Origin of the sequence: Actinotalea lenta (genome assembly GCF_030586465.1) — a bacterium.
GTDB lineage: Bacteria > Actinomycetota > Actinomycetes > Actinomycetales > Cellulomonadaceae > Actinotalea > Actinotalea lenta.
The window spans coordinates 443,662-469,631 of sequence record NZ_JAUQYP010000001.1 but is presented as its reverse complement, the minus strand read 5'-3'; the positions used below and the strand labels follow the sequence as shown (position 1 = coordinate 469,631).

Genomic DNA, 25,970 nt, shown 5'->3' with positions numbered 1-25,970 from the left:
CGACGACCGCGGCCGGGGGACGTCAGCGGAACCGCTCCGGATCGCCCGCACCCACCCGGAGCACGTCGGGCTCGGGCCCGGACCAGTCGACCACCGTGGTCAGCTCCGGGTTCACCGGCCCGGCGTCGATCACCACGTCGACCTGGTGGTCCAGCTCGTCCTGCACGGCCCAGGCCTCGGTCGGCGGTTCGTCCGAGCCGGGCAGCAGGAGCGTGGAGGACAGCAGCGGCTCGCCCAGCTCCCGCAGCAGGGCGAGCGCCACGGGGTGCGACGGGATGCGCACCCCGACCGTCTTCTTCTTGGGGTGCGCGAGGCGACGCGGCACCTCCTTGGTCGCGGGCAGGATGAACGTGTAGGGGCCCGGAGTGCTTGCCTTGATCGCCCGGAACTGGATGTTGTCGAGGTACACGAGCTGGCCGAGCTGGGCGAAGTCGGCGCACGCCAGGGTGAAGTGGTGGCGGCTCGACAGCTGTCTGATCTGCCGGATCCGGTCCGCGGCCGTGTGGCTGTCCAGGTGGGCGCCGAACGCGAACCCGGTGTCGGTCGGGTAGACCAGGAGGGCGTCGTCGCGCAGCATCGCGGCGACCTGGGCGATCGCGCGCGGCTGGGGGTCGAGCGGGTGGATCTCGACGAGCCGGGCCATGCCGACGAGGGTATGCCCGGCGGGTGCGGGCCCGCGTGCGGACCCGCACCCGCGGTCCGCTACTCGGGCTTGGGGAGCTTGTCGACCAGGTGCGACGGCAGCACGTCGTAGTGGTCGTGCGCCGCCGTGAACGAGCCGCGGCCGCCGGTGAGGGACCGCAGGTCGAGCACGTACCGGGAGAGCTCGGACTCCGGGACCATCGCCTGGATCGTGCACCGTCCGTCGGGCAGCACCTCGGTCCCGGCGATCCGGCCCCGGCGGGAGGACAGGTCGCCCATCACGTCACCCTGCAGGTCCACCGGTACGGTCACGGTGACCATCGACACCGGCTCCAGCACGACGGTCCCGGCCTTGGCCATGGCCTCCTTGAGCCCGAGGGCCGCCGCGGTGCGGAACGCCATGTCGGAGGAGTCGACCGAGTGCGCCTTGCCGTCGAAGGCCTCGACGCGCACGTCCACGACCGGGAAGCCGTGGGCGCCGCCGTTCTCCATGGCCTCCATGACGCCCTTCTCGACCGCCGGGATGTAGTTGCGGGGGATCGCCCCACCCACGATCGAGTCGACGAACTCCGAGCCGGACCCCTGAGGCTTGGGACCCACGCGGAGCATCGCGACCGCGTACTGGCCGTGGCCACCGGACTGCTTCTTCAGCTTGCCCTCGACCTCGACCTGCCTGGCGATCGTCTCCTTGTAGGGGATCGTCACGTCCTCGGTCTCGACGTTCACGCCGAACTTCCGGGACAGCCGCTCGAGCGCGACGGCCAGGTGGGTGTCTCCGGTGCCCCGCAGGATCGTCTGGTGCTCCGTGCGGTCCATCACCAGGGTGGTGTCCTCACCGGTGAGGCGCTGCAGGGCCGAGGACAGCTTGTCGTCGTCGGCCTGGGTGAGCGGCTTGAGGGCCAGGGCGTACGGCGTGGGGCGCGGCGGTGGGCCGGCCACGGTCACCGGCGTGCCCTTCTTGGACAGGGTGGATCCCGTGGGCGTACCGCTCAGCTTGGACAGGGCGGCGATGTCCCCGGCCTGGACCTCGTCCACCGCGAGGTGCTCCTTGCCGCGCAGCTTGAACAGTCCGTGCACGCGCTCCTCGGTACCGGTCTCGGAGTTGGTGAGGCGGTCCTCGTTGCGGATCGTGCCGGACAGCACCTTGAACACCGACACCTGGCCCACGAAGGGGTCGGCGACCGTCCGGAAGACGTAGGCGAGCGGGTCCCCCGCCGGGTCGGCCGCGACCTCGATGGTCTCGCCACCCGGCACGGTCACGGTGGTGTCCCGCGGTGCCGGGCCGAGCTCGCAGATGAAGTCCGCGAGCCGGTCGATGCCGACCCCGCTGATCGAGGAGCCGACGAGCACGGGGAACTCCTGGCAGTCGCGCACCTCGTGGACGAGTGCGCGCTCGAGCTCGGCGGCGTCCACCTGCTCGCCGGACAGGTAGCGCTCGAGCTGTTCGTCGTCGCCGGAGACGATCTCCTCGGCAACCTGCTCGTGCAGCTCGGCCTCCTCGGTCGCGACGTCGTCCGGCATGGACGCGTCGTGGTGGCTGCCGTCCGCGTCGTAGTCGTAGCCGGTGTCCGAGAGCACGTCGGCGACGCCGTGGAACGACTCCTCCTCACCCATCGGCAGCTCGAGCGGCACGATCCCCGAGCCGGCCAGCTCGCGCAGCTGGTCGAGCACCCGGTGGAAGTCGGCGTGCTGCTTGTCCTCCTTGGTGCAGAACACGAGGCGCGGGATGCCCAGCTCGGCACACTGCTGCCAGGCGATCTCCGTGCCGACCTCGACACCGTCGACCGCGCTCACCACGACGACGGCGAGGTCCGCCACGGACAGGGCCTGGTCCATCCCGCCCGCGAAGTCGGCGTACCCGGGCGCGTCGATGAGGTTGATCGTGTAGGTCTGGCCGTCGGGGGCCTTCCACTCGAACGGGGCGATCGCGGGGGACAGCGAGATGCCTCGCTTGACCTCCTCGGGCTCCGTGTCGCAGACGGTCGAGCCGTCCTCGACCGATCCGAGTCGCGGGACCACGCCGGCGCGATGGAGCAACGCCTCCGCCAGCATGGTCTTACCGACACCGCTGTGGCCCACCAGGGCCACATTCCGGATGACAGGCGTCGCCGCCGTTCCCATGTGCTTCTCCTTCGTCGGAGTGGGCCCTAGAGGCCACAGGCTAGTCACGACATCCGGCCGGGCAAACATGACCAAGGACCGTGGACGGGCCGCACGGCGGGCTTGCGGCGCACGGCGAGCCTCGACGGGCGGGGCCGGTCGGGCACCAGTACGGTCGCGCCGTGGCCTTGGGGCACGACCCTTCTCCCGAGTACCGTTGACGGTGATCGGTGGGACCGGTCTCACCCCCCAGGCAGAGAGGCGATCATGCGCTACGGGCACTTCGACGACGAGACCCGCGAGTACGTCATCACGACCCCGCACACCCCGGCGCCGTGGATCAACTACCTGGGCTCGCAGAACTTCTTCTCCCTCATCTCCCACCTCGGCGGGGGCTACTCGTTCTACCGGGACGCGCGGATGCGGCGGCTCACGCGGTACCGCTACAACAACATCCCCACGGATGCCGGCGGCCGGTACTTCTACGTCCACGACGGGGGGGACGTGTGGACCCCGACGTGGCTGCCCGTGAAGGCGGACCTGGACCACTTCGAGACCCGGCACGGTCTGGGCTACACCCGCATCACCGGCGAGCGCGGGGGCCTGCGGGTCGAGCAGCTGCACTTCGTCCCGGTCGACACCGACGCCGAGGTCGCCAGGGTGACCGCGACGAACACGTCGGACGCGGTCAAGACGCCGGCCCTGTTCTCCTTCGTGGAGTTCGCGCTCTGGAACGCCCAGGACGACCAGACCAACTACCAGCGCAACCTGTCGATCGGTGAGGTCGAGGTCGAGCAGGACGGTCCGTACGGGTCGGCGGTGTACCACCGCACCGAGTACCGCGAGCGGCGCGACCACTTCGCGGTGCACGCCGTCAACGCCCGCGCCGAGGGCTTCGACACGGACCGCGACACGTTCGTCGGCCCGTACAACGGCCTGGGCGAGGCCGCGGTCCCGCACGCCGGCACGTCGGCGGGCTCTGTGGCCTCGGGCTGGTACCCGATCGGCTCGCTCTGCGTGCGCCCGACGCTCGCCCCGGGCGAGTCGGCCACCTACACCTTCGTGCTCGGCTACCTCGAGAACCCCGACGACGCGAAGTGGGCCGACGACGCCCACCAGGTGGTCAACAAGGCGCCGGCGCACGCGCTGCTGGCCAGGTTCGCCAGCACGGAGCAGACCGACGCCGCCTTCGCCGACCTGCAGCGGTACTGGACCGGGCTGCTGTCCACCTACTCGGTGAGCTCCACCGACCCGCGGCTGGACCGGATGGTCAACATCTGGAACCAGTACCAGTGCATGGTCACGTTCAACATGTCGCGCTCGGCGTCGTACTTCGAGACCGGGATCGGGCGCGGGATGGGCTTCCGGGACTCGACCCAGGACCTGCTGGGCTTCGTGCACCTGATCCCCGAGCGGGCCCGCGAGCGGATCCTCGACATCGCCGCGACCCAGCTGCCGGACGGTTCGGCGTACCACCAGTACCAGCCGCTGACCAAGCGTGGGAACCACGACCTGGGCTCGGGGTTCAACGACGACCCGATGTGGCTCGTCGCGGGCGTCGCGGCGTACCTCAAGGAGACCGGCGACCTCGCGATCCTCGACGAGCAGGTGCCGTTCGACAACGACGACGCCCTCGCGGCGCCCCTCTTCGAGCACCTGACGCGGTCGTTCCGGTTCGTCACCGAGAACCTTGGCCCGCACGGGCTGCCGCTGATCGGCCGGGCGGACTGGAACGACTGCCTGAACCTGAACTGCTTCTCGACCGAGCCGGGTGAGTCGTTCCAGACCACCGAGAACCAGGCGGGCGGCGTCGCGGAGTCGCTCTTCATCGCCACCCAGTTCGTCCTGTACGGGGAGCAGTACGCGCAGATCGCCGAACGCCACGGGCTGGCCGACGTCGCCGCGGCGGCGCGCGAGGACGTGCAGCGGATGCGTGATGCGGTGCTCGAGCACGGCTGGGACGGTCGGTGGTTCCTGCGCGCCTACGACTACTACGGGCACAAGGTCGGCACCGACGAGGACTCCGAGGGCAAGATCTGGATCGAGCCGCAGGGCTTCGCCGTGATGGCGGGGATCGGCACCGACCGACCCGCCGACGGTGGCCCGTCGGTCGCCGAGACGGCGCTGGAGTCCGTGCACGAGCTCCTGGCCACCCCGCACGGCTTGGTGCTGCAGCACCCCGCCTACACGACCTACCGGATCGAGCTCGGCGAGGTCTCCACCTACCCGCCCGGGTACAAGGAGAACGGCGGCATCTTCTGCCACAACAACCCGTGGGTGATCATCGGGGAGACGGTGCTGGGGCACGGCGCACGAGCCTTCGACTACTACCGGCGGATCGCCCCGGCGTACCGGGAGGAGATCTCCGAGGTGCACCGCCAGGAGCCGTACGTCTACGCCCAGATGATCGCGGGCAAGGAGGCGGTTCGGCACGGTGAGGCCAAGAACTCCTGGCTGACCGGGACCGCGGCGTGGAACTTCGTCGCGGTGAGCCAGCACCTCCTGGGGATCCGGCCGGACTGGGACGGTCTGGTCGTCGACCCGAGGATCGGCCCCGACGTGCCGGAGTTCCGCGTCCGGCGCGTGATCCGCGGCGCGACCTACGAGATCACGGTGCACAACACGGGGGCCGACGGCGCGACCGCTCGGCTCACCGTGGACGGCTCACCTGTCGAGGGCACCACCGTGCCGTACGCTCCGGCCGGTTCGGTCGTGCGGGTGGCGGCCGTGGTCTGAGGAGCCGGCGGGGCGGGTAGTTGCGGACCTCGCCCCGCCAGACGCGACGCGGGCCCCTCCCCGTGGGGAAGGGCCCGCGTCGGTGTCTGCACGCGGCGGCGGTCAGTGCGCGGCGAGGATGTCCACGACGAAGATCAGCGTGGAGCCTGCGGGGATCGAGCCCTGCTCCTGGTCCCCGTAGCCCAGCGACGGCGGGATGACGAGGAGCACCTGGCTGCCGACCGTCTGGCCCACCAGGCCCTGGTCCCAGCCCTTGACGACCTGGCCGACGCCGATCTGGGTCTGGAACGGCGTGCCGCGGGTCCACGACGAGTCGAACTGCGTGCCGTCCCACAGCCACCCGCTGTACTGCACCGTGAGGGTGTCCCCCGACTTCACCTCGGCGCCGTCACCCTTGATGAGGGTCTGGGTGACCAGGTCGGTGGGCTTGGTCGCGTCGGACGGCACGGTGATGGAGGGCTGGCCGGAGCTGTCCAGGGTGACCGTCGGCAGCCCGGCGGGCGGGGTCACCGGGGTACCCGTGGCCCGCGTCGGGACCACCTTGTCGACCTCGAGGACCATGACGCTGGACGGCTGGGCGGCCTGGGACTCGGTCGCCGGGGCGCCGGGGATGCCGAGCACGACCCGGCTGCCCATGGGGGCGCCCACCAGCGTGGACACCAGCGGCTCGAAAGCGGGGTTGAGGGAACCGAGCGGGAGGACGTCCGGCTTGCCGGTGTCCCAGGTGGAGCCGACCTTGCTGCCGTCGTCGCCCGAGAACACCGCGTAGTCGACCTGCACCATGGCGCCCTTGGCGATCGGGTCGCCCGAGCCCTTGGTGTCCATGCGCGCGACGGTCGTGCTCACGGCGAACGGGGTGTCGAACGTGACCTTGGGGGCGCTGCCCAGGTCGCCGGAGACCTTCACCGCAGCGAGCGCGGCCTCGTCCTGGGCCGATGTCGTGGGCGAGCTGCTCGGTGAGCCGGTGGCGGAGCTGTTCGAGGGGCTGGGTGTGCTCGAGCCGCCCGAGCAGGCCGCCACGGTGGCGGCGGGCAGGAGCAGGGTGGCGGCGAGCAGGAGGGTGGCCGGTCGGCGCACGAGCAGGGTCCTTCGACGTGGTTGCCCGGGGGCTTGGCCCCGGCGTCCGCTCGGACACGGACCGTGGCGAGGATACGTCCCCCGGCTGTGCGCGGCCTGTCCGCGGTGTGGGGATGCGGTGCAGATGTGCGCCGCATCGTCGGGACTGGGGCTTGACGGTCTCGCGTCATGCAGATAGTTTGCGACTAAATAAAGCGTCGAACAAAGGGGTGCGCGGTGCCAGCTCAGCCGGCTCGAGGGGACCTGGTCCCCTCGGCGGTCCTCGGCCTCCTCGGCACCCGTGGACCGCTGTCCCGCGCGGAGCTCGCGCGGCAGCTGGGCGTGAGCCCGGCCACGGTGACCCAGATCACCAAGGCGCTGCTCGCCCGCGACCTCGTCGTGGAGCTGGACCAGGTGCCCTCGCACGGTGGCCGCCCCGCACGCCGGCTCGGTCTGGCCTCGACGGGCTGGGGCGCGATCGGCGCGAAGGTGACCGCGGACCACGTCGCGCTCGTGCACGTCGCCCTCGACGGCAGCGTGACGGGGTCCAGCGTGCACGCCTTCGACCCGGACGCCCCGCACGCCCTCGACGCGCTCGCCGTCCTGCTGCGGGACGCCGTCGAGTCGCACGACGGGCACCTGCTCGGCGTCGGCGTGGGCATCCCCGGGGCGGTCGACAGCCAGGACTCGGGCACCGTCGAGGCGCCGACCCTGGGGTGGTCGGAGGCGCGTGTGGGGCGCGCCCTGCGGAGCGCACTGGGGGTCCCGGTCCTGGTGGAGAACGACGTGAACACGCTCGCGGTCGCAGAGCGCGTGTACGGCGTCGGCCGGGACCACGGCTCCTACCTGGTCGCCACGATCGGGCGGGGCATCGGCTGCGGCGTCGTGATCGACGGGGCGCTGTACCGCGGCGCCTATGGCGGCGCCGGTGAGATCGGGCACCTGCCGATGTCGGTGGACGGCCCGGCCTGCGCCTGCGGCGGCCAGGGCTGTCTCGAGGCCTACATCGGCCAGGCCGCGCTCGAGCGCGCCGCGCGCGAGCGCGGCATCACCGACGACGGCATCGACGCGCTGCGGCTCGCGGCCGACCAGGGCTCGGCCGACGCCCGAGCACTCTTCGCCGAGGCCGGCGCGATGCTCGGCCAGGCCTTGGCGGGGGTGGTGCACACCCTGGATCCGGAGGTCGTCGTCCTGCTCGGCGAGGGCATCACGGCCTGGCAGTACTGGGAGGTCGGGTTCGCCGCGTCCTTCCGCCGGCACCTGATGCCGAGCCGCCGGGGGACCCCGTACCGCATCGACTCCTGGGACGAGGACAAGTGGGCGCTGGGCGCTGCAGCCCTCGTGCTCGCCTCGCCGTTCGACCAGACCGGCGCCACCGGGGACCAGGGCTCGCTGGTGCGCGAGCGCCTGCACGCAGGGCCGAGCGCATGACCGCCCCTGCCGTCAGCCGCCGCCCCACCCGAGGGGCCACCCGTACGGGCGGCCGGAGCCGCTCCGCTGCGCGGCGTCGTACCGGGTGGTGGGCGCTGGCGTTCCTGCTGCCCAGCGCGCTGCCGCTCGCGGCGTTCGTGATCGTGCCCATGCTCGGCGCGGGCTGGATCAGCCTGCACGAGTGGAACCTCATCGGGTCGATGCACTGGGTCGGGCTCGGCAACTACGCCGCGCTCCTGCGCGACCCCGCGACCCTCGCGGCGTTCGGGCACACCCTGGGCTACCTGGCCGGCTACCTGCCACTGGTGTATGGGGGCGGCCTCGGTCTCGCGCTCGCGCTGAACACCGCTCTCCATGGCCGTGCGCTGCTCCGCGGGGTGTACTTCCTGCCGGTCGTGACCAGCTGGATCGTGGTCGCCCTGGTGTGGCGCTGGCTGCTCAACCCGAGCGTCGGGATCGTGAACTGGACGCTCGCGCAGCTGGGCGTCCAGGGACCCGGCTGGTGGACGGACCCCGCCTGGTCGATGGCCTCGGTCGTCCTCGCCTCGGCGTGGAAGGACCTCGGGTTCGTCATGGTGATCCTGCTCGCCGGGCTCCAGGCGATCCCCACGGAGGTCCTGGAGGCCGCACGCGTCGACGGCGCGGGCTGGTGGCGCCGGCTGTGGAGCGTCGTGCTGCCGCTGCTGTCGCCCTCGACGTTCTTCGTGGTGGTCATCTCGCTGATCAACGGGTTCCAGGTGTTCGACCAGGTGTACGCCATGACGGCGGGCGGCCCCAACGGGTCCAGCGAGGTCGTCGTCCTGCGCATCCAGCAGCTGGCCTTCCGCTACGGCGAGGCGGGGTCCGCCTCCGCCCTGTCCTGGCTGCTGTTCGCCGTCATCCTCGCGATCACGCTCGTGCAGATCCGGGGCCAGCGCCGGTGGGTGACCTATGCCTGACGTCGCCACCCGCCCGGCGCCTGCGACCACCAGCGGGTCGAGCGCCCCCGCGCGTCCGCGGCCGCGGATCACCGTCGGCCGCGTCGCCCTGCACCTCGTCGTGGTGGCAGGTGCCCTGGTCATGCTGTTCCCGTTCGCATGGGCCGTGGTGACCTCGATCAGCCCGGGCAGCGGGCTGACGGCCACGCCGTCCCTCATCCCGGACCAGCCGTCGCTGTCCGCCTACGTCGAGCTGTTCACGCGGCTGCCGTTCGCCCGGGTCACGCTCAACAGCCTGGGGCTCGCCGTCGCGGCGACCCTGCTCCAGATGACCACCGGTGCGATGGCCGCGTACGCGTTCAGCAGGCTGGACTTCCGCGGCCGGGACGCGCTGTTCGCGGTCTACCTCGCCACGATGATGGTCCCGCTCCAGGTGCTCATCGTGCCGCTGTTCGCAGAGATGAAGACCTTCGGGCTGATCGACAGCTATCTGGGCGCGCTGCTGCCGACCGTGTCCACCGCGTTCGCCGTGTTCCTGCTGCGCCAGGCCGTCAACCAGGTGCCGCGCGAGCTCGACGAGGCAGCGACCCTGGACGGCGCCGGGCACTGGCGCATCTTCACGCGGATCGTGCTGCCCAACATCCGTCCCGCGCTGGCCACGCTCGCGGTGTTCGCGTTCATGCAGAGCTGGAACGCCTTCCTGTGGCCGCTGATCATCCTGCGCTCACCGCAGCGGCAGACGTTCCCGGTGGCGCTGCAGGCGCTCCAGGGCCAGTACACGACGCAATGGGACGTCGTGATGGCCGGCTCGGTCGTCAGCATCCTGCCCATGCTCGCGCTCTACGTCCTCGCCCAGCGCTACGTCGTCCAGGGCGTGGCCAGCTCCGGACTCAAGTGACCACGACCGGGGCGCTCCCGCCCCGGTCGCCGACCCGGCACCATCGAAGGAGATGCTCATGAACCGCCGTACCCCGGCCACCCTCGCGGTCGGCGCGCTCGCGCTGACGCTCGCGGCCTGCTCGTCAGGGTCCACCTCGGACCCGAGCGACACCGGTGGGGCGAGCCCCGCCGCCCAGGACGTCACGATCACCTACACCGGCTTCATCGCCAACGGCGGCAACGAGGACAACCTCGCGCAGATCGTGCAGGCCTTCGAGGCCGCGAACCCGGGCGTGACCGTCAAGGTGACGACGATGGCCTACGCCGACTACGGCACCGCGCTGCAGACCGACCTCGCCGCCGGCACGGCGTCGGACGTCTTCGACGTCGAGTACGCCAACTACGGGGCGTACCAGGCCGAGGGCGTGCTCGCGCCGATCGACGGCGTGGACACGTCCGTCTACACCCCGTCGCTGCTGGACGCCTACCAGACCGACGGCACGCAGTACGCCTTGCCCAGCTCGTTCTCCGACGTCGTGCTGTTCTACAACAAGGACCTGTTCGACGCGGCCGGCCTGTCCTACCCGGACTCGAGCTGGACCTGGGCGGACGAGCAGGCGGCCGCCAAGAAGCTCACCGACACCGCTGCCGGGGTCTGGGGCGACTACCAGCCGATCAGCTACTACGAGTTCTACAAGGCGCTCGCGCAGAACGGCGTGCCCTTCCTGTCGGACGACGGGAAGTCCGTCGCTTTCGACACCCCGGCGGGCGTCGAGGCGGCCCAGTGGCTGATCGGCAAGAGCGGGACGACGATGCCGACCGCCGAGCAGGGCGCGGGCACGCCGGACTTCGACACGACCCTGTTCACGAGCGGCAAGCTCGCGATGTGGCACACCGGCATCTGGATGTTCGGCAAGGCCGCCGACGCGGGGCTGAACTGGGACATCGCGGTCGAGCCCGGCAACACCACGCAGGCGTCGGCGATGTTCTCCAACGCCCTCGGCGTCTCGGCCACGAGCAAGCACGTCAAGGAGGCGACCGCGTTCGCCGCCTTCCTGTCCGGCTCGCAGGAGGCCGCCAAGGTCCGCCTCGACGCCGGTTGGGAGCTGCCGCCGATCTCCGACCAGAGCGTGCTGTCGAGCTACCTCGACAAGGGTGAGCCGGCCAACCGCCAGGCCGTCTTCGACTCGCTCGACCACGTGGCCCTGCCGCCGACGATCGGCGAGAAGCAGAACCAGATGGTCGACATCGTGAACAACCAGCTCACCGAGGCTGCGGCGGGCCGGATGACGGCAGCCCAGGCCGTGTCCGAGGCCGCCAAGCAGATCAACGCCCTGCTGGCCGGCTGACGCCCGCCCCGCCGGGGGACATGCGCACCCCTGCTGCGCGTGTCCCCCGGTTCGATCCCGCCCCGAGAGGTGACCTCGCCATGACCCGCCCCCGACCGGGCGTCGCGGCCCGTGCCGAGCTGGCCGCCCGCAGCCACGCCGTCATCGCGGCGCTCCAGCACCCCGGTGGCGCCTACCCCGCCTCCCCCACGTTCTCGGCGTATCGCGGCTACGCGTGGCTGCGGGACGGCTCCTTCGTCGCCGAGGGGATGTCGCGGTGGGGCGACGTCGCGTCCGCGGACGCGTTCCACGACTGGGCGGCGCGGCTCCTGACCGATCGCGCCGACCGGGTGGCCGCGATCGTCGCGGACGCCGCGGTCGGGCGGGAGGTGCCCGCGTCGGCCATGCTGCCCACCCGGTTCACGCTCGACGGGGCGGACGGCTCGGAGCCGTGGTGGGACTTCCAGACCGACGGCTACGGCATGTGGCTGTGGGCCGTCGAGGCGCACGCCAGGCGCCACGACGTACCCCTCGAGCGGTGGGCGCCGGCCGTCGCGGTGGCCACCGACTACCTGGTCGCCGTGGGCGACCGGCCCTGCTATGACTGGTGGGAGGAGCACGTCGAGCACGTGCACACCTCCACGCTCGCCGCCGTCCGCGCCGGTCTGCTGGCCGCCGTCGCCGGAGGGACCCTCGACCCCGAGCGCGCGACCAGGGCGCGCGAGGCCGCGCTGCGGGTCGAGTCCTCGGGCCTGACCGGCGGTGTGACGCGGGGTCGGGCGGCCGACCCGACGGCCGCACACCTGGCCAAGTGGGTCGGCTCGGACGCGGTGGACGCGTCGCTGGCCTCGTGCGTGGTGCCGTTCGGGCTCGTGCCCGTGGGCTCGCCGCTGGCGACCGCCACCCTCGAGGCGATCGGGCGGGACCTGGACGTCGACGGCGGGGTGCACCGGTTCGCCGCCGACGTGTTCTACGGCGGCGGCCAGTGGCCGCTGCTGTCCTGCCTGCTGGGCTGGAACCTGCTCGCCGCCGGCGACCGCCAGGGCGCCGAGCGTCACCTGGACTGGGCGCTGGCGACCGCCACCGCCGAGGGCGACCTGCCCGAGCAGGTGCCCGACCACCTGCTGCACCCCGAGCACCGCGACGAGTGGCTTCGGCGGTGGGGTCCGGTCGCGACCCCGCTGCTGTGGTCGCACGGCATGGTGCTCATCCTGACCACCGCACTGAGCGAGGACCCCCGATGACGCTGCAGCACCGCCCCCACGGGGTCGAGCACCCCTATGCCGCCTCGGCCGACCAGCGCACCCCGGTGCTGCCGGTGGCCGGCGAGCGTGTCCGGCTCGGGGTCGTCGTGGACGGTCCCGCGGGCGCGCCTCGCTGCGAGTGGCAGGACGCCTCAGGCGCGGTCCAGGTGCTGGACCTGGCGCCCGCGGGGCCGTCGGCCGACGCCGCGGCGCTCGCCGGCGGCGAGGGACACCTGGCCGAGGCGCAGGCGGCACAGCTCGCCGACGAGGGCGGCTGGGCCGTGACCACCGGACCGCTCGCCGCGGGACGTCACCGCTACCGGTTCGTCGCCGGCGACGAGGCCACGGCATGGTTCGACGTGAACGTGGCGACCTGGGCCCCGCACGGTGGTCGGCTGCTCGTCGGCGGGCGGGAGGACCACCCCCGCCTGGTGCCCGGCTCGGTGCGGTGGCTGCGCGACGACGACGGCGTTCACCGGGTGCGGTTCGCGCTGCGGCTGGAGCCGAGCGAGCACGTGGTCGGCTTCGGCGAGCGGTTCGACGCGCTCGACCAGCGCGGCCGGACGCCCGACGCGGTGGTCTTCGAGCAGTACAAGGCCCAGGGCGAGCACCGCCGCACCTACCTGCCGATGCCGTTCGCGCACGTGGTCGGTGGGGACGGCTGGGGCTTCCACGTCCGCACCACGCGGCGCACCTGGTACGACGTGGGCGCCACCGAGCCAGACCTGCTCGTCGTGGAGGCGACGCTCGGCGGGGCGGAGCGCGAGCAGCTGGACGTCGCGGTCTACGAGGGCGACCCGGCCACGGTGCTCACCGCGTTCGGCGACGAGGTCGGCCGGGCCGAGGAGCTGCCGGACTGGGTGCTGCGGCTGTGGGCCTCGGGCAACGAGTGGCACACCCAGGAGATCGTGACGCAGCGGATGGACACCCACCGCGACCTGGACATCCCGGTCGGCGTCGTCGTGGTCGAGGCATGGAGCGACGAGCTGGGGATCACCGAGTTCGGCGGCGCGCGCTGGGCGGTGCACGCCGATGGCTCGCCCCGGCGGGCGGAGGACTTCACGTTCCCCGCCGACGGCCCGTGGCCGGACCCGGCGGGCTGGGTGGCCGACATGCACGAGCGCGGCATCAAGGTCGTGCTCTGGCAGATCCCACTGCTCAAGACCGACGAGACGATCGCCCGCGACGACACCCCCTGGCGCCCCGACCAGACCGGCCAGGTGCTCGCCGACGGCGCGGCCCTGGAGCGCGACGGTCACGTGGTGCGCGAGGCCGACGGCACGGCCTACCGCAACCGGGGCTGGTGGTTCCCCCGCGCGCTGATGCCCGACCTGTCCACACCCGAGGGGCGGGCGGTCTGGACGGAGTACCGCCGCTACCTCGTCGAGGACCTCGACGTCGACGGGTTCAAGACCGACGGCGGCGAGCACGCCTGGGGCCACGACCTGCGCTACGCCGACGGCCGCCGTGGCGACGAGGCGAACAACCTCAACCCGGTGCACTTCGCGCGGGCCTTCGGCGACCTGCTGCGCTCGTGCGGCAAGCCGCCGGTGACCTTCTCGCGTGCCGGGTTCACCGGCACCCAGGCGCACGGCATCGTGTGGGCCGGGGACGAGGACTCCACCTGGGCGGCGTTCGAGCACTCCATCACCGCCGGACTCAGCGCCTCGGCGTGCGGGATCGTCTACTGGGGCTGGGACCTCGCGGGGTTCTCCGGTCCGGTGCCCGAGCCCGAGCTGTACCTGCGGGCGACCGCGGCCGCCACGTTCATGCCGGTCATGCAGTACCACTCCGAGTTCCACCACCACCGCCCCCCGCTGCGCGACCGCACACCGTGGAACGTCGCCCGGACGCACGACGACCCCGAGGTGGTCGACGTCTTCCGTCGCTACGCCCACCTGCGGGAGCGCCTCGTGCCGTACCTGGCCGAGCAGGCCCGCGTGGCGATCGCCGCGAGTCGACCGCTGATGCGCGCCATGTTCGTGGACCACCCCCGGGACGAGCGCTACTGGGCCTTCCCGCACCAGTTCCAGCTGGGCGACGACCTGCTGGTGCACCCCGTGACCCGGCCGGGCGTGGAGCGCTGGGGAACCGCGCTGCCCGAGGGCGCGTGGGTCGACGTGTGGAGCGGCGAGACGGTGACCGGCGGCGGGGTGGTCGAGCGCGAGGTCCCGCGCGACGTCGTCCCGGTGTGGTGCCGGGCGGAGGCCTGGCCGAGGTGGCGCGCCGTCTTCCGGCCGTGAGCCTCGCGAGCGTGCGGCCCGCCAGGGACCGCTACCCGGCGGTGCTGCGCCGGCCGGCCGCCCGCTGTGTGAGACGATCCGTCTCGCCGTCTCCTCACCCTCGCCCGCCTCACTGGAGCGTCATGTCCACCGTCCCGGCCCCGCCCCCCGCCGTGCTGCCGTCCCGGCTCCGGGCGTCGGGCGAGCTGGGGCCGACGGTCTCCTTCGAGCTCTACCCACCGCGCTCGCCGGGTGCCGCAGAGCGGCTGTGGCAGCGCACCCTGCCGGCGCTGGCCGAGGCCGCACCGGACTTCCTCTCGGTGACCTACGGTGCCTCCGGCTCCTCGCGGGAGACCTCTCGGGAGGTGGTGCGCTGGGTCGCCGAGCACACCGCCGTCCGACCGGTCGCGCACCTGACGTGCATCGGCTCGCCGCGGGACGAGCTGCGGGAGGTGGCGCGGGGGTTCCTCGCCGACGGCGTGCAGGACTTCCTCGCGCTGCGCGGCGACCCGCCCGCCGGGACGATCACCTGGACGCCGCACCCCGAGGGTCTGCAGCGGGCCAGCGAGCTGGTCGAGCTGCTGCTGGACGCCGACCCCCGGCTGGGCGTCGGGGTCGCGGCCACGCCGTCCTGCCTCGCGCCGGACGCCCCTGACGCGGCCACCTGCGGCGACCTGCTCGCGCTGCGAGCCAAGCAGGACGCCGGAGCGGGGTACGCGATCACCCAGGTGTTCTTCGAGGTGGAGTCCTACACCCGGTACGTGGCCGCCGCGCGGGCGGTGGGCGTCCACCTGCCGCTGGTGCCGGGCCTGGTCCCCCTGACCGACCCGAACCGGCTGCGTCGGCTGGAGGAGATCTCCGGCGTACCGGTGCCCGGGCGGATCCTGGCCGCTCTCGACGCCGAGCCGGACGAGGCCCATCGCGAGGCGGCCGGCCTGGCGATGGGCGCCGAGCTCGTCGACGCGGTCCTCGCGGCCGGCGCCCCCGGCGTGCACCTCTACACCTTCAACCAGGCCCCGGCCTCCCTCGCGCTCCTCGACCGGACAGGTCTACGCCCCGCGACTGGTCGCCCCGCCCTGTGATCCGGCACCCTGGCCCGATGGCCCCTACCGCCCACGCCGACGTCCGCCGCTGGCGACGCAACCTGGCCGACGAGCGCGCCGAGGCGCAGGTCTACCGCGAGCTCGCGCGGCACCGCACCGGAGAGGAGCGCGAGATCCTGCTCGCCCTCGCCGACGCCGAGGGCCGGCACGCCGCGCACTGGGAGGAGCTGCTCGGCGACCGCGTCGGTGAGCCCGTGCGGCCGAGCTGGCAGTTCCGCGTGCTGGCCCGGATGGCCCGATGGTTCGGGTCGGTGTTCGTGCTCGCGCTGGCCCAGCGGGCCGAGGCGCGCGCCTCAGCCGACGTGGACGCCGACGCGACCGCGACGATGGCGGCGGACGAGCGGATCCACGAGGAGGTCGTCCGGGGTCTGGCGGCGCGCGGCCGCACGCGCCTGTCGGGGACGTTCCGCGCAGCGGTGTTCGGCGCCAACGACGGGCTGGTGTCCAACCTCGCCCTGGTGATCGGGGTGGTCGCCGCCCGTGTCGACACGCGGACCGTCCTGCTGACCGGCCTGGCCGGCCTGCTGGCCGGCGCGCTGTCGATGGGTGCCGGGGAGTTCATCTCGGTGCGGTCCCAGCGCGAGCTGCTGGCCGCATCCGCGCTCGGGACCGGGGCGGAGCACGCCCTGCCGCACCTGGGGCAGGCCAACGAGCTCGCGCTGGTGTACCGGGCGCGCGGCATGTCGGCGCAGGACGCCGAGGCCCGGGCCGAGGAGGTCCTGGCGGACATCGCCGAGCTCGGGCAGGCGTCCACGGCGTTCCGGGGGGACCACCCCGCCGAGGAGCATGCCGCGGTCGGTACCGACATCGGCGCGTCGCTGTCCAGCTTCACGTTCTTCGCCTCCGGTGCCGCGATCCCGGTGCTGCCGTGGGCGTTCGGGATGTCGGGGACCGCGGCGCTGCTCCTCGCGGTGGGTGCCGTCGGGGTGGCCCTGCTGCTCGTGGGCGCCGTCGTGGGCCTGATCTCCGGTGGTCCTCCGGTGCGCCGGGCGGTGCGCCAGCTCGCGATCGGGATCGGGGCCGCCGCGGTCACGTACGGTCTGGGCGCCGCCTTCGGCGCGAGCGGCGGCTGAGCCCGGCGGCCGCCGTGGGGCGTCCCGCCCGGTCGTCCGGGACCGCGAGGGTCGTCGGGGCTCCCGCGGTTGCGCGGCGCAGCGTGGGCAGTGCGAGCAGGGTTGTCACCGCAGCGGTACCCCCGGCCACCATGACCACCGCGAAGCCGCCGGACGACCCGGACCGGTCCACCAGGGTGCCGGCTGCCCACGAACCCGCCGAGACGCCGACCGCGAGGGCGGTTCCCACCCAGGTCAGCCCCTCGGTCAGCCTGCCGCGGGGGACCAGCTCGGCGACCAGGCCGTTGCCCGCGATCAGGGTCGGCGCGATCGCCATGCCCACGGCCAGCATCACGCCGCCGAGCGCGGGGATGGTGCCAACGGTGCCGAAGAGCCCGACCCCGACGCCGAGCGCAACCATCCCCACGCCGTACCGCCGCCACTGGGGACCGGTCCAGCTCCTGGCGCCGTAGGCGAAGCCGGCCAGTCCCGACCCGAGCGCCATCACCCCGAGCACGACCCCTGCCAGCGGCTTGCGGCCCAGCTCCTGCGTGAACGCGACCACCGCGACGTCGGTCGCGCCGAAGATCGCCCCCATCCCGACGAACGAGCCGACGAGCACCAGCAGCGACCCGCTGACGACGCTCGGTCCGCCGACGTGGTCGGCCCCGGCGGACGACGGCGGCTCGGTGTCGCGCTGGGCGAGCAGGAGCCAGCCGCCCACGCCGGCCGCTCCGGCGGCCAGCAGCAGGCCGCCGGCGGGGACGACGTTCGTGGCCAGGACGGTCGCGAGCACCGGGCCAACCATGAACACGACCTCGTCGAGGGTGGACTCCCAGGAGTAGGCGGTGTGCACCTCAGCGGGCGTGGTGAGCAGGTGGGACCACCGCGCGCGCACGAGGGCACCGACGGAGCCGGCCGTCGCGCCCACCACCACCGCGCCGACGTACAGCAGCCAGACCGGCCCTGCGGCGGTCGCGGTCCCCGCCAGGACGCCGAGCCCGAGCACCGTGCTGACCACGGCCGGGCCCATGACACGGGCCTGGCCGTGGCGGTCGACGAGCCGGGACAACGGCGGCCCGCACAGCGCCTGGGTCAGCACCACGACCGCCGCGACGCGTCCCGCCAGCGCGTAGGAGCCGTACCGGGCGGACACCGCGAGCACGACGCCGATCCCCACCGTGGAGATCGGCAGGCGGGCCAGCAGCCCGGCGAGCGAGAACGCGAGCGCGCCGGGGCGTGCGAGGACGTCGCGGTACGGGCGGAGCACGGACCCATCATCGCGTCCTCGCGGACCGCCGCAGGACGGGCCTGGTGTCAGCCGAGCGCTGCGGAGACGAGCTCCTTCGCGGCGGCCTGGACCTGCGCGAGGTGCTCGGGCGAGCGGAACGACTCGGCGTAGATCTTGTAGACGTCCTCCGTGCCGGACGGGCGGGCGGCGAACCATGCCTGGTCGGTGACCACCTTGAGGCCGCCGATGGGCGCGTCGTTGCCCGGCGCGGTCACGAGCCGTCCGGTGATCGGGTCGCCCGCCAGCTCGGTCGCCGCGACCTGCTCCGGGCGCAGGGCCGCGAGCGCGGCCTTCTGCTCCCGGCTCGCCGGGGCGTCGACGCGCGCGTACCAGGACTCGCCGTGCCGCGCGACCAGCTCCGAGTGCAGCTGGGAGGGGCTCTTCCCGGTCCGGGCGGTGATCTCCGCGGCCAGCAGCGCGAGCAGGATGCCGTCCTTGTCGGTGGTCCACACGGACCCGTCGGTACGCAGGAACGACGCCCCGGCGGACTCCTCGCCGCCGAAGCCCACGGAGCCGTCCAGCAGCCCGGGGACGAACCACTTGAAGCCGACCGGCACCTCCCACAGCCGGCGGCCCAGACCGTGTGCGACCCGGTCGATCAGGGCGGAGGAGACCAGGGTCTTGCCGATCGCGGCGTCCGCGGACCAGTCCGGCCGCGCGCCGCCGTACAGGTAGGAGATGGCCACGGCCAGGTAGTGGTTGGGGTTCATGAGGCCCGCGTCCGGCGTGACGATGCCGTGCCGGTCGGCGTCGGCGTCGTTGCCCGTCGCCAGGTCGTACGGCGCCCGGTCGCCCTCCATCGCCCGGACCAGTGCGGCCATCGCGTACGGGGAGGAGCAGTCCATCCGGATCTTGCCGTCCCAGTCGAGGGTCATGAACGACCACCGTGGGTCGACCGCGGGGTTGACCACCGTGAGGTCCAGGCCGTGCCGCTCGGCGATCTCCGCCCAGTACGCCACCGAGGCCCCACCCAGGGGGTCCGCCCCGATCCGCACGCCGGACGCCCGGATGAGCTCCAGGTCGAGCACGTGGGCCAGGTCGTCGACGTACGCGGACGTGAAGTCGTGCCGGTGGGTGGTCGGTGCGGCGAGCGCAGCCTCGAGCCCTGTCCGGCGGACCTGGTGAACGCCGGAGCGGAGCAGCTCGTTCGCGCGGTCGGCGATCCAGCCGGTCGCGTCCGAGCCGGCCGGGCCGCCGTGCGGCGGGTTGTACTTGAAGCCCCCGTCGCGCGGGGGGTTGTGCGACGGCGTGACGACGATGCCGTCCGCCAGCCCGGTCCCGGGGCCGCCCCCGGTGCGCACGCCCTCGGCGGTACCGGCACCGTTGTGCAGCAGGATCGCGTGCGAGACGGCCGGGGTGGGCGTGTACCCGTCGCGCGCGTCGATGTGCACCTCGACGCCGGCGGCGGCCAGCACCTCCAGGGCCGTCTGCCAGGCCGGCTCGGACAGGGCGTGGGTGTCCCGGCCGAGGAACAGCGGGCCGTCCGTGCCCTGGTTGCGGCGGTACTCGACGATCGCCGCGGTGATCGCGACGATGTGCGCCTCGTTGAAGGCGGTGTCCAGGCTCGAGCCGCGGTGCCCCGACGTGCCGAACACCACCTTCTGGTCCGGGTCGTCCGGGTCGGGGGACCGGTCGTGGTAGGCGCCGACGAGGGCGTCGACGTCGATGAGGTCCTCGGGCAGGGCTGGCGTTCCGGCGCGCTCGTGCATGCTCCGATCTTCGCACCGCACCGACGGCCTGCCCAGGTGAGCGGCGCATCGGACGGTGCGCGCCGCACGGCCCGGGTCGAGCGGTGGCTCGCCGGTAGGCTCGCGCCCATGAGCAAGGGTGTCGACTTCGTCCTGCGGCCGTTCGAGGGACTTCCCGGTGAGACCGACCTGGTCGCGCTGCGCGAGGTGGTGCCGGCGGCGACCGCGACCGCGCGCACCACGGCCGAGCTCGGCGCGCGGGACGTGGTGCTGGCCACCGTGCTGCCGATGGCGTGGCCCGCACTGCACCGCGGCGACGGCGCGGTCATGGTCGGTCTCCAGCAGAACGCCGGCTCCGGGGACGCGTCGCGGGACCTGGCCGTGGCGCTGCTCGCCGCGCTCGACGCCCCGGTGGGCACCCCGGTGCAGCACCTCGGCCCGATCGAGCCGGGCCCGCGCCTGCAGGACGTGCTGGACCTGGACGCGCCGTTCGAGGTCACCGTGCACGAGGGTTTCGACTTCTGGACCGCCGCGGGCGTCGAGCTCACCCAGGACATGCGGGACTCGCTGGACCGGATGAACGAGTCCGTCGTGCCCACGGCGAGGCTGGCCGCCGCGCCGTCGGCCTACTGGGCCCGGATGGGCGACAAGGAGTTCCTGCGCTGGGCGCTGCCGCACGACGAGGACGCGTTCCTGGACGCACTGGCCCGGCTGCACGCGCGCCGGGAGTCCGGGCTCGGGCCGCAGGGTCGCGACGGGCGGTACGTGGGCGCCTTCCGGTCCTGCGGGATCGTCGTCCCGGTGTGGGACCTGGCGCCGGGCACGGAGCCTGAGATGGTCGAGGAGCCGCTCGCCGAGCTGGCCGCCCGCCTGGAGGGGTCGCTCGCGGTGACCGAGCCGCTGGACGCCACCCAGCGCCGGGCGCGCGCCGGGCTGGTGGCACGCCAGCTGACGTTGCGCTGATCCCGCTGACCCGCACGGATGACCGGACGTTGACCGGCCCGTGCCCGAACTCTGGCGTGGGTCCCGGACCTCGCTAGGGTGGTCCCCGTGGCCGCTTCTCGTCCCGACCCCGCCGCGAGGCGGCAGCGTGTCGCCGTCGTGATCCCGGCCAAGGACGAGGCGGCGCGGATCGCGACGACGGTGCGGGCCGCGAAGGCGATCCCGAACGTGGATCTCGTCCTCGTGGTCGACGACGGCAGCACCGACGCGACCCAGCACGTCGCGCGGGATGCCGGTGCGGTCGTGGTCCGGCACTCGGTCAACCGCGGCAAGGCCTCGGCGATGGAGACCGGGGCCGCGGTCGTCGCGATGCGCGACGCCGAGGACGCCGCGCCCCGCCTCCTGCTCTTCCTGGACGGTGACCTCGGGGAGAGCGCCGTGAACGCCGCCCCGCTCATCCCCCCGGTGCTCGACGGCGCCGCCGACATGTCCATCGCGCTGCTCCCGCGCCAGGCCGGTGCCGGTGGCCACGGCATCGTGGTGGGCCTGGCGCGCCGGTCGATCGCGTCGATGACCGGCTGGTCGCCGACGCAGCCGCTGTCCGGGATCCGCTGCCTGACCCGCGAGGCGTTCGACGCCGCGACGCCGCTGGCGCACGGCTGGGGTGTGGAGACGGGGTTGAGCATCGACCTGGTCGCGCAGGGCTACGTCGCTGTCGAGGTGCCGTGCGACCTGAGGCACCGCGCCTCGGGCACCGATCTGGCGAGCCAGATGCACCGGGCGGGGCAGTACCGCGACGTGCTGCTCGCGGTCAACGCCCGCAAGGTCCGTTCGCTCGCCCGGGGCGTGCGACGACGTCTGCGCGGTTCCGCGGACACGTAGCCTTGGCCGGTGCGTACCCACCGTCCCACCGCGACGGTCGTGCGGCATGCTCTCGCCCTCGCGGTGACGCTGCTGGCCGTCCTGGCCGCGGCCCCGTCGGCGTCCGCCGCGCAGCCGGCCCCGACCGACGACCCGCGTCCGGCGTCCCCGGCCGGGGTCGTCCTGGTGGGCACCGGTGGGCTGCTGTGGACGGACATCGACCGCACCTCGACGCCCACCCTGTGGCGGATGGTCTCCACGGGGTCCGTGGGGTCGGTCTCGGTGCGAACGGGGGGGACCCAGAGCTGCCCGGTGGACGCCTGGCTGACCTTCTCCGCCGCACGACGAACCCTGGCCCCCACGCCTGAGGACGCCGGCCAGGACCCGGCGCTGGACTGCGTGCCCCTGCCCCAGGTGCCCGCGTCGCAGGGCGTCGGGCCGACCGCGGTCCCGGGGTGGTCCGGGCTGGTCGCCGAGCAGCCGAGTGCGGCGGACGGTGGCGACCCCGAGGCCTGGCAGGTGGGGCGCGCCGGTGCGCTCGGCGAGCGGATCGCCGCGGTCGGGTCGTGCTCGACCGCAGTGGGTCCGGGTGCCGCGGTGGCGCTGGCCCGCGCGGACGGCACCGTGGAGCGCTACGCCGAGACGTTGTCCGCGGTCACCGAGGCGGACCTGGTGGCCTGTCCGGTCGACGTGGTCGACCTCGGCCAGCTCGGCTTCGAGCCGGAGGGGCGACGGCAGGCGCTGGCTCGGCTGGACCGCGCCCTGACCCTGCTCACGCATCGGCTCCCGGACGGTTGGCACGTGGTGATCGCGGGTCTGTCCGGCGGCGTCGGCGAGCAGGGTCTGCCCGCGGTCGTGGACTGGACCGTCGGCGGCGGTGGCCCGGTGACCTGGCTGACGTCGGCCTCCACCCGGCGACCCGGGCTCGTCACGCTGACCGACCTGCCTGCCACCGCTGCGGCGGCCGCGGGCGCTGACGACACGGACTTCGACGGCGCGCCGCTGACCGACGGCCCCGTGCGGCGGATGAGCACCGAGCGCACCGTGGAGAACCGGCGCTATCTCACCGAGCTGACCACCACGGTCACCCACCTCTTCCCGGTGTTCGGCGGGGTCGTCGTGCTCGCGGGGCTCGCTGCGGGCCTCGCGCTGCTGACCGGCGGCGGACGGGGGTCCGCCGGGCGGCGCGTGGTCCGCGCGGTGCTGCTGGTCGCGTCGAGCTCCCCGGCCGGCGCGTTCCTGGCCGCCCTGTTCCGGTGGTGGGTGGCGCCCGCTCCGACGGTCGCGGCGACGTTGTGGACGGTGGTCGCGACGTTCGGGTGCGCCCTCGCGGCCTGGCTGCTCGCTCGCGCGCTGCGGCCTGCGGCCGTGCGGCGCCCCGGTCTCGAGCCGTGGCTGCTCGGCGGTGCCGTCGCGACCGTGACCTGGCTGGTGCTCACCGTGGACGGGGTGACGGGCACGACCCTCCAGCAGGGGTCGGTCCTGGGCTCGAGCGCCACCGTGGGTGCCCGGTTCTACGGCTTCGGCAACCTGACCTTCGCGGTGTACGCCGCGAGCGCGCTGGTCCTGGCCGGGGCGCTGGCGGCGGCCGCACGGTCACGCGTCGCGGCAGTCGCTGCCGTGGGCGCCGTCGGGGCCGTCACCGTCGTGGTCGACGGCTGGCCGGGCTACGGCGCGGACATCGGCGGCATCCTGGCGCTGGTGCCGGCCTTCGCCGTCCTGCTGCTGGGCCTCACGGGGCGCAGGGTCACGGGGCGGCGTGTGCTGGCCGCGCTCGGGCTGGCCGTCCTGGTGGTCGCAGCCATCGGGATCTGGGACTGGGCGGGTCCGGGGCCCGCGTCGCACCTCGGGCTGTTCGTCCAGCGCGTCGCCGACGGCCACGCGTGGGCGCTGGTCGCGGAGAAGGCGTCGGGTGCGTGGGCCACGGTCGCCAATCCCTGGGGAGCGCTGGCCACGCTGGCGTGCACGGCCACCGTCCTGGTCCTGGTCGGCCCGCCCCGGTGGCGGCCGGAGGGCCTGCGACGGGCCTACGACCGCTGGCCGGTGCTGTGGCGCACGGTGGTGGCGGTGGTCGTCGCGGCCGTGCTGGGGGCGCTGCTCAACGACTCCGGCGTCGCGGTCGCCGCGGTGCTGCTCGGCCTCGGGGGCGGGCTCCTGGCGCTCTCCTGGGCCGCGCAGCTCGCCGCGAGCCGGCCGGCGGGCGCCGACCCGGAGGATGCGCTGGTGCGGGCCACCCCGCTCGCGTTGCTCGGGGTGGCCGGCGGGATGGCCGCGGCCATGCTCCTGGGATCGGCCGTCCTGCCGAGCCAGGTGTCCGCCGGCGACGTCACGCACGGTCCCGGTACCCCCGTGGTGCGCGCGTCGACGCGACTCGTGGTGGTCGGGACGCAGGGGCTGCGCTGGCAGGACGTCGACCGCACCGTCACTCCCACGATCTGGGCGATGGTGCGCGACGGTGCCGTGGTGGGCGGGGTCGCACCCGGTGTGACGACCACCGACCGCCGGTGCCTGGCCGCCGGGTGGCTGGCCCTGTCGGCCGGCCGGTCGGTGATCACCGGCTCGTGGAGCGACGGGTCGTTCGACTGCGAGCCGTGGACCGTCGCCCCGACTGCGCGCGGCGCCCAGGTGCAGGGCTGGCCGGACCTGGTGGCCGCCCAGCGGAGCTCGGCCTACGACCCGCACCCCGGCGTGCTGGGCGACACGCTGGACCGCTCGGGCGTGTGCAGCACCGCGGTGGGCCCCGGCGCGGCGCTGGCCCTGGCCCGCAAGAACGGCACCGTCGACCGTTACCTCAGCCTGGACCAGGCGCTGGCGGAGCCCGGCGCCGCCTTCGACTGCCCGGTGACGCTCGTCGACGCGGGGGCTGCCCCGTACGTGCCCGCCTCGCTCCAGGACGTCCCCACGGACCCGGCCGCGCCGCTGCCCACCACCTCGGGGCAGTCCCGCACGGCCGCCCTGATGGCCCTCGACGCGACGGTCCGGCGCGTGCTCGCCGCCGCTCCGTCGAACGCGACCGTCCTCCTGGTCGACGTCGGCAACCCCGGGGCGGGGCGCCCGTGGCTCGGGGTCGGGGCCGTGGAAGCGGGCAGTGGGCTCGGGGCGCGGTTCCTCTCCTCGCCCTCGACGCGGTGGGAGGGCGTCGGCAGGCTGCTCGACGTGCCCACCACCGTGCTCGCCTCGCAGGGCATCGCCAACCCGGCGGACTTCACCGGCGCCACGCTCACGGCTGCCGGGGCCCGGCCCGCGGACGTCACGGCGGTGGTCGACGGGCTCGCCGACCTGAGTACCCGGGACCAGGCCCTGCGGGGCCTGTCCGGCTGGCTCACGGGCACCCCGATGCTGATCGCGCTCCTCCTGCTCGGCCTGGCCTGGGCGAGCGGGCGGTGGCTGACCCGGGGAGCAGCCCGCGTGCTACGGCGCGGCCTGGACGCCGTCCTGGTGCTGCTCGCGTCGCTGCCCGTCGCGATGTACGTGATGACCACCTGGGCCTGGTGGCGTGCCGCCGACGCGGGAGCCGCGATGTGGTTGGCCCTGGCCGGTGCGACCGTCACGGTCGCCGGCGTGGCCGCCCTCGCTCCGCGACGGCCGGTCTGGGCAGCCCCGGGACTGCTGGCGAGCCTGACGTTCGTGGTGCTCACCCTCGACGCGTTGCTGGGCACACCGCTGCACCGGGGCAGCCCGCTCGGCCCGTCGCCGACGCTGGGCGGGCGGTACTACGGGTTCGGAAACCCGACGTACTCGATCTACGTCGTCGGGGCCCTGATCGGGGCGGCTGCCCTCGGGTGGTGGCTGCGTGAACGCGGGCACCGGGTCGCGGCGATGCTCGCCGCGGGTGTGGTGGGGCTCGTCGCCATGCTCGTGGACCTGCTCCCGGGGCTGGGGGCGGACGTCGGGGGCGGCCTGGTGCTGCTGCCCGCCGCCGGCATGGTGGTGCTGGCCGTCGGCGGGATCCGGGTGACGTGGACCAGGGCGGGGCTCATCGGGGCGGTGGGTGTGCTGCTCGTGGCCGGCATCGGCGTCCTGGACTGGCTGCGGCCGCCCGACCAGCGCACCCACCTGGGCCGGTTCGTCCAGTCGGTGCTGGACGGGACCGCCTGGGAGACGATCTCGCGCAAGGCCGGCTACGCCGCCGCGACGGTCACGTCCGGACCGATCGCCTGGATCACGATCGCGGTGCTGGTCGGGGCCGTCCTGGTGATCTGGACGGGGCGGCGGCCGGCCTGGCTGGCGCGCCTGGAGACTCGGTGGCCGGTGACGAGGGGGCTGCTGATCGGCCTCCTCATCGCTGGTGTCGCGGGCTCGCTCGTCAACGACTACGGCACGCGGATCGCCACCGTGCTGCTCGCGGCCGCGGTACCCCTCGTCGGCCTCCTCGCCCTGCGGTCCACGCCCGACCGTGGACATCGCCCCCGGTCCCCCAGGGCGGACAACTAGGCTCGGGGCCGCCCCACGTCGGTCTGCCGGCTGCCACGCCGGTC

The 25,970-nt window shown here is 73.9% G+C and carries 17 protein-coding genes; 12 read left to right on the top strand and 5 right to left on the bottom strand.

What is annotated here, in order from left to right:
• Window positions 1–22: 22 nt before the first annotated feature.
• Both Q6348_RS02150 and Q6348_RS02145 read right to left on the bottom strand, forming a co-directional pair.
• Window positions 23–643 carry an L-threonylcarbamoyladenylate synthase gene (locus Q6348_RS02150; protein WP_304599686.1) on the bottom strand — a complete coding sequence of 207 codons (621 nt, stop codon included), beginning with the start codon at window positions 641–643 and terminating at the stop codon, window positions 23–25.
• A 59-nt stretch (window positions 644–702) separates the two neighbouring features.
• On the bottom strand, window positions 703–2,763 hold the full coding sequence (locus Q6348_RS02145; RefSeq protein ID WP_304599685.1) for an elongation factor G: 2,061 nt from the start codon (window positions 2,761–2,763) through the stop codon (window positions 703–705).
• Window positions 2,764–3,009: 246 nt separating this feature from the next.
• Between Q6348_RS02145 and Q6348_RS02140 the strand changes: the two genes are divergently transcribed.
• A complete protein-coding gene (locus tag Q6348_RS02140; protein ID WP_304599684.1) occupies window positions 3,010–5,478 on the top strand; it encodes a glycoside hydrolase family 94 protein in 2,469 nt (822 codons plus the stop codon).
• 102 nt (window positions 5,479–5,580) lie between these two features.
• Here Q6348_RS02140 and Q6348_RS02135 read toward each other — a convergent pair whose 3' ends face one another.
• Window positions 5,581–6,555: an FKBP-type peptidyl-prolyl cis-trans isomerase gene (locus tag Q6348_RS02135; RefSeq protein WP_304599683.1), complete on the bottom strand. Its 975-nt coding sequence runs from the start codon at window positions 6,553–6,555 to the stop codon at window positions 5,581–5,583.
• A gap of 216 nt (window positions 6,556–6,771) precedes the next feature.
• On the opposite strand from Q6348_RS02135, the gene Q6348_RS02130 reads away from it, so the two are divergent.
• The 8 genes from Q6348_RS02130 to Q6348_RS02095 all read left to right on the top strand — a co-directional run bounded on the left by Q6348_RS02130 (window position 6,772) and on the right by Q6348_RS02095 (window position 16,731).
• Window positions 6,772–7,965 (top strand): ROK family transcriptional regulator, encoded by a 1,194-nt coding sequence (locus Q6348_RS02130; protein WP_304599682.1) that lies wholly within the window; start codon window positions 6,772–6,774, stop codon window positions 7,963–7,965.
• Window positions 7,962–8,903: a carbohydrate ABC transporter permease gene (locus Q6348_RS02125; RefSeq protein ID WP_304599681.1), complete on the top strand. Its 942-nt coding sequence runs from the start codon at window positions 7,962–7,964 to the stop codon at window positions 8,901–8,903. Before Q6348_RS02130 ends, Q6348_RS02125 begins: the two co-directional genes overlap by 4 nt.
• On the top strand, window positions 8,896–9,780 hold the full coding sequence (locus Q6348_RS02120; protein ID WP_304599680.1) for a carbohydrate ABC transporter permease: 885 nt from the start codon (window positions 8,896–8,898) through the stop codon (window positions 9,778–9,780). The genes Q6348_RS02125 and Q6348_RS02120 overlap by 8 nt, the downstream gene beginning before the upstream one ends.
• A gap of 58 nt (window positions 9,781–9,838) precedes the next feature.
• Window positions 9,839–11,110 carry an ABC transporter substrate-binding protein gene (locus tag Q6348_RS02115; RefSeq protein ID WP_304599679.1) on the top strand — a complete coding sequence of 424 codons (1,272 nt, stop codon included), beginning with the start codon at window positions 9,839–9,841 and terminating at the stop codon, window positions 11,108–11,110.
• A gap of 80 nt (window positions 11,111–11,190) precedes the next feature.
• The gene (locus tag Q6348_RS02110) at window positions 11,191–12,333 is read left to right on the top strand and encodes a glycoside hydrolase family 15 protein (protein WP_304599678.1); all 1,143 of its coding nucleotides are present in this window, start codon (window positions 11,191–11,193) and stop codon (window positions 12,331–12,333) included.
• Window positions 12,330–14,576, top strand: a complete 2,247-nt coding sequence (locus tag Q6348_RS02105; protein ID WP_304599677.1) for a glycoside hydrolase family 31 protein — start codon at window positions 12,330–12,332, stop codon at window positions 14,574–14,576. Before Q6348_RS02110 ends, Q6348_RS02105 begins: the two co-directional genes overlap by 4 nt.
• Before the next feature lie 122 nt (window positions 14,577–14,698).
• Window positions 14,699–15,637 (top strand): methylenetetrahydrofolate reductase, encoded by a 939-nt coding sequence (locus tag Q6348_RS02100; protein ID WP_304599676.1) that lies wholly within the window; start codon window positions 14,699–14,701, stop codon window positions 15,635–15,637.
• 17 nt (window positions 15,638–15,654) lie between these two features.
• A complete protein-coding gene (locus Q6348_RS02095) occupies window positions 15,655–16,731 on the top strand; it encodes a VIT1/CCC1 transporter family protein (RefSeq protein ID WP_304599675.1) in 1,077 nt (358 codons plus the stop codon).
• Here Q6348_RS02095 and Q6348_RS02090 read toward each other — a convergent pair.
• Window positions 16,688–17,980: an MFS transporter gene (locus Q6348_RS02090; RefSeq protein WP_304599674.1), complete on the bottom strand. Its 1,293-nt coding sequence runs from the start codon at window positions 17,978–17,980 to the stop codon at window positions 16,688–16,690. The two genes, Q6348_RS02095 and Q6348_RS02090, sit on opposite strands and share 44 nt — an antisense overlap.
• A gap of 47 nt (window positions 17,981–18,027) precedes the next feature.
• Complete coding sequence (gene pgm, locus Q6348_RS02085; protein ID WP_304599673.1) at window positions 18,028–19,710, bottom strand: phosphoglucomutase (alpha-D-glucose-1,6-bisphosphate-dependent); 1,683 nt, start codon at window positions 19,708–19,710, stop codon at window positions 18,028–18,030.
• 108 nt (window positions 19,711–19,818) lie between these two features.
• Here pgm and Q6348_RS02080 point away from each other — a divergent pair, with 108 nt between their 5' ends.
• The 3 genes from Q6348_RS02080 to Q6348_RS02070 all read left to right on the top strand — a co-directional run bounded on the left by Q6348_RS02080 (window position 19,819) and on the right by Q6348_RS02070 (window position 25,926).
• On the top strand, window positions 19,819–20,652 hold the full coding sequence (locus tag Q6348_RS02080) for a DUF5926 family protein (protein ID WP_304599672.1): 834 nt from the start codon (window positions 19,819–19,821) through the stop codon (window positions 20,650–20,652).
• A gap of 78 nt (window positions 20,653–20,730) precedes the next feature.
• Complete coding sequence (locus tag Q6348_RS02075) at window positions 20,731–21,513, top strand: glycosyltransferase family 2 protein (RefSeq protein ID WP_304599671.1); 783 nt, start codon at window positions 20,731–20,733, stop codon at window positions 21,511–21,513.
• Window positions 21,514–21,522: 9 nt separating this feature from the next.
• Window positions 21,523–25,926 (top strand): hypothetical protein, encoded by a 4,404-nt coding sequence (locus tag Q6348_RS02070; RefSeq protein ID WP_304599670.1) that lies wholly within the window; start codon window positions 21,523–21,525, stop codon window positions 25,924–25,926.
• Window positions 25,927–25,970: the final 44 nt, after the last annotated feature.